Source organism: Lysobacter enzymogenes, from assembly GCF_017168095.1.
GTDB classification, from domain to species: Bacteria; Pseudomonadota; Gammaproteobacteria; order Xanthomonadales; family Xanthomonadaceae; genus Lysobacter; species Lysobacter enzymogenes_D.
This window is the reverse complement of sequence record NZ_LXSD01000637.1, coordinates 1-8,746: the sequence shown is the minus strand read 5'-3', so window position 1 is coordinate 8,746 and position 8,746 is coordinate 1. Positions and strand designations below refer to the sequence as shown.

Annotated in this window: 7 protein-coding genes and 1 pseudogene; 3 read left to right on the top strand and 5 right to left on the bottom strand. The window is 72.2% G+C overall.

The genetic code is table 11. The annotated features are described in order from the left end of the window. Nucleotides 1–173: 173 nt before the first annotated feature. From ubiB to oleD, 3 genes are all read right to left on the bottom strand, one after another. The gene (ubiB, locus tag A7A76_RS24690; RefSeq protein ID WP_206413804.1) at nt 174–1,859 is read right to left on the bottom strand and encodes a ubiquinone biosynthesis regulatory protein kinase UbiB; all 1,686 of its coding nucleotides are present in this window, start codon (nt 1,857–1,859) and stop codon (nt 174–176) included. 139 nt (nt 1,860–1,998) lie between these two features. Further along, nucleotides 1,999–2,658 (bottom strand): ubiquinone biosynthesis accessory factor UbiJ, encoded by a 660-nt coding sequence (locus A7A76_RS24685; protein ID WP_206413803.1) that lies wholly within the window; start codon nt 2,656–2,658, stop codon nt 1,999–2,001. Between the two features lie 214 nt (nt 2,659–2,872). Continuing rightward, nucleotides 2,873–3,859 carry a 2-alkyl-3-oxoalkanoate reductase gene (oleD, locus tag A7A76_RS24680; RefSeq protein ID WP_206413802.1) on the bottom strand — a complete coding sequence of 329 codons (987 nt, stop codon included), beginning with the start codon at nt 3,857–3,859 and terminating at the stop codon, nt 2,873–2,875. 55 nt (nt 3,860–3,914) lie between these two features. Between oleD and A7A76_RS27115 the strand changes: the two genes are divergently transcribed. Next, nucleotides 3,915–3,995 (top strand): DUF6053 domain-containing protein, encoded by an 81-nt coding sequence (locus A7A76_RS27115; protein WP_428995236.1) that lies wholly within the window; start codon nt 3,915–3,917, stop codon nt 3,993–3,995. A gap of 102 nt (nt 3,996–4,097) precedes the next feature. Here A7A76_RS27115 and oleC read toward each other — a convergent pair whose 3' ends face one another. Together oleC and A7A76_RS24670 are read right to left on the bottom strand one after the other, a co-directional pair. After that, nucleotides 4,098–5,759, bottom strand: coding sequence for an olefin beta-lactone synthetase (gene oleC / locus A7A76_RS24675; protein WP_206413801.1), 1,662 nt, complete (start codon nt 5,757–5,759; stop codon nt 4,098–4,100). A gap of 9 nt (nt 5,760–5,768) precedes the next feature. Next, on the bottom strand, nt 5,769–6,671 hold the full coding sequence (locus A7A76_RS24670; RefSeq protein ID WP_206413800.1) for an alpha/beta fold hydrolase: 903 nt from the start codon (nt 6,669–6,671) through the stop codon (nt 5,769–5,771). Nucleotides 6,672–7,426: 755 nt separating this feature from the next. On the opposite strand from A7A76_RS24670, the gene A7A76_RS24665 reads away from it, so the two are divergent. Then, nucleotides 7,427–8,281: an HpcH/HpaI aldolase/citrate lyase family protein gene (locus A7A76_RS24665; RefSeq protein ID WP_206413799.1), complete on the top strand. Its 855-nt coding sequence runs from the start codon at nt 7,427–7,429 to the stop codon at nt 8,279–8,281. Between the two features lie 178 nt (nt 8,282–8,459). After that, nucleotides 8,460–8,746: pseudogene (locus tag A7A76_RS24660) on the top strand (sodium:solute symporter); the annotation flags it as partial.

The following is an 8,746-nucleotide window of genomic DNA, read 5'->3' as shown; positions in this document are numbered from 1 at the left end:
GGCGGGGCTGCGTTGCTTCGGTTGGTCGCGACTTGCGTCGCTCCTACAGGGAGATACGAAACTGGCCGGAGATCCTGTAGGAGCGGCGCAAGCCGCGACCGCGAAAACGAAACCACGACGACAGCTTCATCCCACCGCGCCGCAAACGCCGCAACCGCCGCAAACCGCAACCGCTACTTGAACCACCGCCGCCGCGGCCAGGCCGCCAACAACGCCCACACCCCACCCAACCCCGCGATCCACGACGACGCCGGCACCGACCAGAACCGCGGCCCGCCGGACTCCAACCCGTACAACACCGCCGAAACGATCAGCAACCCCGTGCCCAGGATCGCCGACACCGTCCGCCGCACCGCATCCTTGATCGTGCGGTTGAGCTCGACGATATCGCCCGAACGCATCTTCAACTCATGCTGCCCGGCGACCTGCTGGCTCAACCAGGCATGCAGCAGGCGCGGCATTTCCGGCGCGCGCGTCACCAGCTCCGGCAGGCGCTTGCGGAACTCGCCGGCCAGCCGCTGCGGGCTGTAGCGATCGAGCAGGATGCGCTGCAGCACCGGCCGCGCCACCGCCCAGATGTCGAGCTTGGGATCGAGCAGGCGGCCGACGCCTTCGATGTTGAGCAAGGTCTTCTGCAGCAGGATCAGCTGCGGCTGCAGGGTCAGTTCGTAGCGCTGCGCGGTGCGGAACAGCTTGAGCAGCACCTCGGCCAGCGAGATCTCGCTGAGCGGACGGGTGAAGTACGGCTCGCACACCGCGCGCGTGGCCGCTTCGAGTTCGTCGATGCGGATGTGCGCCGGCATCCAGCCGGCCTGCACGTGCAGTTCGGCGATGCGGCGGTAGTCGCGGTTGAAGATCGCCATGAAGTTCTCGGCGAGGTAGTACTGATCCTCGTCCGACAACTGGCCCATGATGCCGAAGTCCAGGGCGATGAAGCGCGGGTTGTTGCGCCGCGCCGGGTCGCTGTCGACCCAGATGTTGCCGGCGTGGGCGTCGGCGTGGAAAAAGTTGTCGCGGAACACCTGGGTGTAGAACACCCGCACGCCCTTGGCGGCGAGCGCGCGGCGGTCGATGCCGGCGGCGTCGAGCGCGGCGATGTCGTCCGACGGTATGCCGTAGACGCGTTCGAGCGTCAACGCGCGCTCGGAGGTGTGGGTCCAGATCACCTCGGGCACGTACATGTCGTCGCTGTCGGCCCAGAACCGGCGCAGCACGCTGGCGTTGGCGCCTTCGCGCTGCAGGTCGAGTTCGGCGGCGAGCGTGCTTTCGATCTCGGCCACGATCGCGCGCGGACGGATCTTGTCGGCGCTGGGATGGGTGCGGTCGACGAGCGCGGCCATCGCCTTGAGCAGGGCGATGTCGCCGGCGATCTTGCCCTCGATGTCCGGGCGCAGCACCTTGACCACGACCTCGCGCGCCGGCCGGCCGCCCTGCGCGGGCAGGCGCGCGGCGTGGACCTGGGCGATCGAGGCCGACGCCAGCGGCTCGATGTCGAAGCGCTCGAAGGCCTCGTCGATGCGCCGCTCCAGCGCGCCCTCGACGATGCGCCGCGCGGTCTCGCCGTCGAACGGTTTGACCCGGTCCTGCAGCAAGGTCAGCTCGGCGGCGATGTCCGGCGGCACCAGGTCGCGGCGGGTGGACAGGATCTGCCCGAACTTGACGAAGATCGGGCCCAGTTCCTGCAGCGCCAGGCGCAGGCGCGCGCCGCGCGACATCGCCTCGACTTCGGCCGAGGCGCGCGGCACGAACGGGCGCGCGAGCTTGAGCCAGCGCTCGGCCGGGGTGTCGTCGAGCAGCGCGTCGAGGCGGTAGCGCAGCAGCACGCGGCCGATGCGCCAGGCGCGGGCGGCGGATTTCATGCGCGCGCCTCCTGCGGGAGGGCCTGCGTTTGTGGGCCCGATGCTCTTGTTTCAGATGTGGAAGAAACCTCGCCGCTGACCGAACAGCGCCGGGCCTGAAGGCCCTCCCACAAGAGCCTGCGGCGCCGCGGCGGCATGCTCATGCGCGCTCGCCCGCGCGCGCGCGCAGGCGCGCCACCCGCGCGGCCGCGCGTTCGACGTCGTCGCGCAGCGCATCGACATCGTCGTGGAAGGCGTCGAGCTCGGCGCGCGGCACCAGGTCGCGGCTTTCTTCGGTCAGGTATTCGGCGGCGTTGCTGACGAACGCGCCGGCGGCGTCGCGCGCGTGGCGCAGCGCGCCGGCCACGGCGTTGGCGATCTGCACGCCGACGATGTCGCCGAACACCGCGGTGAACGGTTGCTGCCAGTCCGGATCGAACCGCTCGGCCAGCCGCTGCAGGCGCCGGGCCAGGTCGGCGTCGCCCTCGATGCGCAGTTGCCCGACCGGCGCGGCCTGTTCGTTGCGCGCGGCGCCGAGCAGGTTCGGCAGCTGCGCGAAGATCGCGCCGAGGGTGCTGCGCACCGACAGGTCCGGTTCGTCGCTGCTGCGCACCGGGCCGACTTCCAGGCGTTCGCCGGCGACCAGGATGCGCGCGGCCAGCGGCGGCTCGGCCAGGTGCAGGGCGATGCTGCGGCCGTCGAGCGCGGACAGGCCGGCGCGGGTGTCGGGATCGAGCGCGAGCGCGCGGTTGAGCGCGGCTTCCAGGGCGCGGCCGGCGAGCGGCTTGAGCGCATCCAGGGGCGAGGCGGAATCGTTCATGCGTCCATTCTATCCGGCCCCGCCCAGGCGGCTGTTAGCGCTTTGTGCAAGCGCGGTGCGGTTTAGCGACGCGGTGTGGCGGCCAGACGCGAATGCGGCCCGCAGCCCTGTAGGAGCGGCGCGAGCCGCGACCGCGAAACCCGGCGTCCGGCGTGAGACCGAAGCCCCGCGGTCGCGGCTCGCGCCGCTCCTACAGGGGCTCCGGCCGGTTTTCCTACTGCGCGGCCTTCACCCGCGCCAGCCCTTCCTCGAAGCTCACCTGCGGCACGTAGCCGAAGTCGCGCTTGGCCGGGCCCATGTCGTACCAGTGGGTGGTCGACAGCTGCTCGGCCAGGAACCGGGTCATCGGCGGCTCGCCCTTGAGCGGCAGCAGCGTCCACAGGCCTTCGCAGATCGCGCCGATCACGTAGGCGGCGCGGAACGGCAGGGTCTTGTCGACGGTCGGCGCGCCGACCGCGCCGAGCAGGCCGTTGAGGGTCTCGCGCACCGTGCGCGGGTCGCCGTTGCTGATGAAGTAAGCCTTGCCGGCGCAGGCCGCACCCGGCGCCAGGTGCTCGAAGGCGTCGAAGTGGGCCTGGGCGGCGTTGTCGATGTAGGTGGTGTCGATGCGGTTCTCGCCGGTGCCGACGAAGCGCAGGCGGCCGGCGTTGGCGCGCTGGACCAGGCGCGGCAGCAACTGGTTGTCGCCGACGCCCCAGATCAGGCGCGGGCGCAGCGCCACGGTCGCCAGCTGCGGCGAGTTCGCCGCCAGCACGGCCTTTTCGGCGATGGTCTTGGTGGTGGCGTAGGCGGCCTTGAAGCCCTCGCCGTAGGGCACGGTCTCGGCGCTGCCGCCTTCGACCGGGTTCGTCGCGCGGTGGGTGACGCTGGGCGTGGAGGTGTAGACCAGCCGGCCGATGCCGTGCGCGCGGCAGGCCGCCAGCACGTTCTGCGTGCCCACGACGTTGGCCTGGTGGTAGCTCTCGTAGCTGCCCCAGGCGCCGGCCTTGGCGGCGTTGTGGAAGATCGCCTCGCAGCCTTGCGCGGCGGCGACGACCGCGTCGCGGTCGGCCAGGTCGCCCTGGATCTGGATCACGCCGAGCGGGTCCAGCGCCGGGTAATGGCCGCGATTGAAGCTGACCACCTCGTGGCCGCGCGCGACCAGGCCGCGGCACAGCGCCTGGCCGAGAAAACCGCCGCCGCCGGTCACCAGGATCTTCATCGCGTTCGGTTCCAAGAATGGGGAGGCGAATGATAGGCCCTGCGGCGCGGGCGGAGTGTCGCCTGGGCGACAGCCGCGGGCGCTTGTGGGAGGGCCTTCAGGCCCGACGCTTTTGTTCCGGTTCGCGGCGAGCTGAGAGGAAGGCATCGGGCCTGAAGGCCCTCCCACAATCGGGTCCTCCCACAACCAGGCCCTTCCACAGCCGGGCCCGGCCACAACGGCAGGCCCGCTGCGGCGCTCAGTCGCCGATCGCGCGCGCCTGCAGCGCCAGCTTCTCGCGCCCGATCTTGGCGTTGTGGCGGATGTCGACCGGAAAACCCGGATGGAAGCGGAAGCGCTCGATCCCGGCGGTGTGGGCGTGGCCGGCGCCGATCTCGCGCAGTTCGGCGAGGACGCGTTCGCGCTCGCGGTTGCCCACGCGCGGCTGGTGCAGCTCCACCCACAGCAGCGGCCGTTGTTGGCCCTGCGCGCCGGTGCCGACCAGCGCGGTGCGGCGCACCTTGGGATGGGTGTTGAACACCGGTTCGACCTGCTCGGTGTACAGCGGCCCGCTCGCGGTTTCCACGCGGTGGCCCTTGCGGCCGCAGAACCACAGCCGGCCGTGTTCGTCGAGATAACCCACGTCGCCCATGCGGTGGACGATGCGCTCGCCCTGCGCGGTGCGTTCGCGGATCTTGGCCAGCCGGGTCATGCCGTCGCGGTTGAAATAGGCGTCGGTCGCGGTCGGCCCGGCCACGGTGATTTCGCCGACCGTGCCGGCCGGCACCAGCAGCTCGTCCGACCACTGTTCGATGGCCTCGTCGCTGATCCGCACGATGCGCACGTCGTTGCGCGCCACCGCGCGGCCGACGCAGGTGCCGGCGCCGGCCTCGGTGGCCGCGCGCGTGGACTGCAGTTCGCGGCCTTCGATCACCGCCACCGGCAGGCATTCGGTGGCGCCGTACGGCGTCCAGAACTGGGCGTCCTCGTGCATCAGCTCGCGCAGCCGGGCGACCGTGTCCGGCGGCACCGGCGCGCCGGCCGAGGTGACCCGGCGCAGCGTCGGCAGCGGCCGGCCGTAGTCGGCCAGCACCTTCATCAGCGCCGGCGAGCCGAACAGCTGGTCGCAGCCGAACCGGCGCAACGCATCGTGCAGCTTGGCCGGATCGGCCTGGGCCGGCCGGGTCGGGTCCATGTCGGGGATCACCGAGGTCAGGCCCAGCGCCGGGTCGAACAGCGCGAACGGCGGGAACGTCGGCAAGTCCACCCCGCCCGGCGCGATGCCGAAGGCCTCGCCCATCATTTCGATCTGAGCGACGAAGTGGCGGTGGCGGAACACCACGCCCTTGGGCACCCCGGTCGAGCCGCTGGTGAACACGATCGCCGCGACTTCCTCGGCCTGGGTGTCGGCCAGCTGCGAACCGGCGCCTTCGCCGGCGCGCTCGACCCGCGCCAGCGTATCGTCGGCGAGGAAGGCGCGCGCGCCGGTGGTGATGCGGATGCGCGCCGACTTCGCCCAGCCCAGCACCACCCGCGCGATGTGCGCCAGCGGGATGCCGATGAAGGCCTCCGGCGCGGCTTCGTCCAGGCACTGGCGCAGCGCGCGCTTGTCGATGCCCGGATCGATCAGCACCGGCACCGCGCCGGCCTTGAACAGGGCGAACATCAGCAGGAAGAACTCGGGCGAGGGCCGCACCATCACCGCGGTGCGGGTGCCGCGGACGATGCCGCGTTTCGCCAGGCCCGCGGCGATGGCGTCGCTGCGGCGGTCGAGCTCGGCGTAGGTCAGCTCGACGTCGTAGCGCGCCAGTCCGTCGGGCCCGCGCGTGCCGGGGCAGCGCATGGCCACGCGCTGCGGCGATTGCGCGGCCAGCCGCGGCAGCGAAGCGGCGATGTTGCAGACGGCGGCGGAAGCGTCCATGCGTCGGTCTCAGCCCAGCGGGTGGCGGTCGAGGAAGGCGCGGATCGCCGGCACCAGCTCGGCGGCCTTGTCTTCCAGCACGTAGTGGCCGGCGTCCTTGAAGGCGTGCACTTCGGCGCGCGGCAGCGCGTCGGTGAAGCCCTTGAGGAAGTGGTGGTCGAACACGAAATCGCCCAGGCCCCAGCCGATGAAGGCCGGGCGGTCGGCGTATTCGGGCAGCTTGCGGCCCATCGCCTGGACCAGCGGCCAGGCCTTGTCGCCCTCGCCGAGCGGGATGTCCTGGACGAAGCGCGAGGTGGCGATGCGGTTGGCCCAGGAGTCGTACGGCGCGACGTAGGCGCGGCGCACGTCGGCCGGCATGGCCTTAGCCACGCCCAGGCGCGCGGCGCCGCCGGCGAAGGCGTTGAGGCCGCGGATCAGGCCGGTGCCGATGGCCGAATCGCGGCCCAGGCGCAGGCGCTTGGGCAGCGGCTTGGCCGCCGGCAGCGGGAACGCGCCGGTGTTGGTGATCACCAGGCGCTTGATCTGCTCGGAGTGCTTCAGGCCCCAGCCGAAGCCGATGCCGCCGCCCCAGTCGTGCACGGCCAGGGTCATCGGGCCGCCGATGCCGAGGTGCTGCAGGAGCTTTTCGACGTCGTCGACGCGCGAGCGCAGGGTGTATTCGTAGCGCTCGTCGCCGGGCTTGTCGGACAGGCCCATGCCGACGTGGTCGGGGACGATGCAGCGGTAGCGGTCGTGCAGGCCCAGCACCAGCTTGCGCCAGTAATAGCTCCACGACGGATTGCCGTGCAGCATCACCACGACTTCGCCGTCGCGCGGGCCCTGGTCGAGATAGCTCAGGCCGATGCCCGGACGGACCTCGAAACGCTGCGGCTGGAACGGGTAGTCGGGGAAGCGGGAGCTGGACGTCATCGAAAGGCTCGGTGGCGGCGCGCCGTCGGGGCGGGCCAGGGCGGACAGGCGGCCATTATCCGGTGCCGGGGCCGGATGGGGGAGTTTTCGCGGTTCGGGCGTGGCCCGGCGCCGCGCGAACCGCCCCGAAGCCCCTGTAGGAGCTGCGCAAACTGCGACCGCGAATCCCGGCGGCCGGCGCGAGCATGAAGCCCCGCGGTCGCGGCTTGCGCCGCTCCTACAGGTAGCCCATGCAAGTCCGTCGGCACCCGCGAATCGGCCCGAAGCCCCTGTAGGAGCTGCGCGAGCTGCGACTACGAATCCCGGCGGCCGGCGCGAGCATGAAGCCCCGCAGTCGCGGCTCGCGCCGCTCCTACAGGTAGCCCATGCGAGTCCGCCCGCACCCGCGAACCGCTCCGAAGCCCCTGTAGGAGCTGCGCAAGCTGCGACCGCGAATCCCGGCGGCCGACGCGAGCTTGAAGCCCCGCGGTCGCGGCTCGCGCCGCTCCTACAGGTAGCCCATGCGAGTCCGCCGGCATCCGCGAATCGTCCCGGAGCCCCTGTAGGAGCTGCGCAAGCTGCGACCCCGAATTCCGGCGGCCGGCGCGAGCATGAAACCCCGCAGTCGCGGCTCACGCCGCTCCTGCAGACAACCCACGCGATCGACCCGGCGGTCGCAACAAAACCTATCGTTTGAACATGCCGCCCCTGTGCCGATGGCCGCGGGCGCTTGCCGCACACTCGCCGCATGATCGATGCCGCCGCCCCGCCCCGCCATGCGTAGCAAGCTGTTCGTCCCGGGCGCGCGGCCGGAGTTGTTCGACAAGGCCCTGGCCGGCGCCGCCGATGCGCTGTCCTTCGACCTGGAGGACGCGGTCGCGCCCGAGCGCAAGGCCGCCGCGCGCGTGGCGGTGGCCGCGTTCGTGGCCTCCAGCGCCGCCGCGGCCTCGTCCAAGCTGATGATCGTGCGGGTCAACGCGCCCGGCAGCGAGCACTTCGCCGCCGATCTGGCCGCGGTCGCGCGCGAGGGCACCGACCTCATCAATCTGCCCAAGATCGAATCGGCCGCGGCCCTGCACGAGGCCGTGGCCGCGCTGGAACGCGCCGAAGCGCGCAACGGCGTGGCCCGCCCGATCGGCCTGCTGGTCAACATCGAAACCCCGCGCGCGCTGCTCGCCGCGGCGGCCATCGCCGGCGCGCACCCGCGCGTGGCCGGGCTGCAGCTCGGGCTGGCCGACCTGTTCGAAGCCCAGGGCATCGCCCGCGACGACCGCGCCAACGTCCACGCCGCGCTGTTCGCGGTGCGCATGGCCGCGGCCCAGGCCGGCGTGTTCGCGCTCGACGGCGCCTACGCCGACCTGCACGACGAAGCCGGCTATTTCGACGAAGCGCTGGCCGCCAAGCGCCTGGGCTTTCTCGGCAAGACCTGCCTGCACCCGCGCCAGGTCGGGCTGGCCAACCGCGCCTTCGCCGCCAGCGCCGACGAACTCGCGCGCGCGCGGCGCATCGTCAGCGCGGCCGAAACCGCCGCCGACGGCGGCCGCGGCGTGTTCGTGGTCGATGGGCGCATGATCGACCGGCCGTTCCTCAAGCGCGCGCAGGCCTTGCTCGCCACCGCGGAACGCACGTGAACGGCCGCGGCGCCTGCGCCGCGGCATCCAGGCGCGGCGCACACGGCGCCGCGCAGGTTTAGGGGAACGGGAACGGATGTCGCAGCAGTCGCAGTCGCTGGAACCGGGTCGTCGCGCGCCAGCGGCGCGTTCAAGTCTGGCCGGCGCGCGCCGCGCCGAGTCGCGGCCGATGTCGGCGATGCGCGCCCTGTCGCTGTGGATGCTGCTGCTGTTCGCAGCGCTGGCCGCGCCGCTGCAGGCCGAACCGCTGACGCCGCTGCGCAGCGGCGAATTGCCCACGCTGCGAACCGCCGCGCCGCCGCTCGGGCTGGCTCAGTTGGACGGCGCCACCGTCGCCGTCGGCAGCGAGAGCGCCTGGCGCCTGGACCCCGGCGCAACGCAATGGCGCGCGCTGCAATGGACGCCGCCGCCGCGGCTGCGCGCGATCCTCGGCGACGGCGCGCGCGCGTTCGCGCTGTCCGCCGA

What these genes read in the sequence shown, in the direction of transcription:
- A7A76_RS24670 (WP_206413800.1), bottom strand. Translation starts at nt 6,671, where the DNA reads ATGACGTCCAGCTCCCGCTTCCCCGACTACCCGTTCCAGCCGCAGCGT.
- A7A76_RS24665 (WP_206413799.1), top strand. Translation starts at nt 7,427, where the DNA reads ATGCGTAGCAAGCTGTTCGTCCCGGGCGCGCGGCCGGAGTTGTTCGAC.
- oleD (WP_206413802.1), bottom strand. Translation starts at nt 3,859, where the DNA reads ATGAAGATCCTGGTGACCGGCGGCGGCGGTTTTCTCGGCCAGGCGCTG.
- A7A76_RS24685 (WP_206413803.1), bottom strand. Translation starts at nt 2,658, where the DNA reads ATGAACGATTCCGCCTCGCCCCTGGATGCGCTCAAGCCGCTCGCCGGC.
- oleC (WP_206413801.1), bottom strand. Translation starts at nt 5,759, where the DNA reads ATGGACGCTTCCGCCGCCGTCTGCAACATCGCCGCTTCGCTGCCGCGG.
- ubiB (WP_206413804.1), bottom strand. Translation starts at nt 1,859, where the DNA reads ATGAAATCCGCCGCCCGCGCCTGGCGCATCGGCCGCGTGCTGCTGCGC.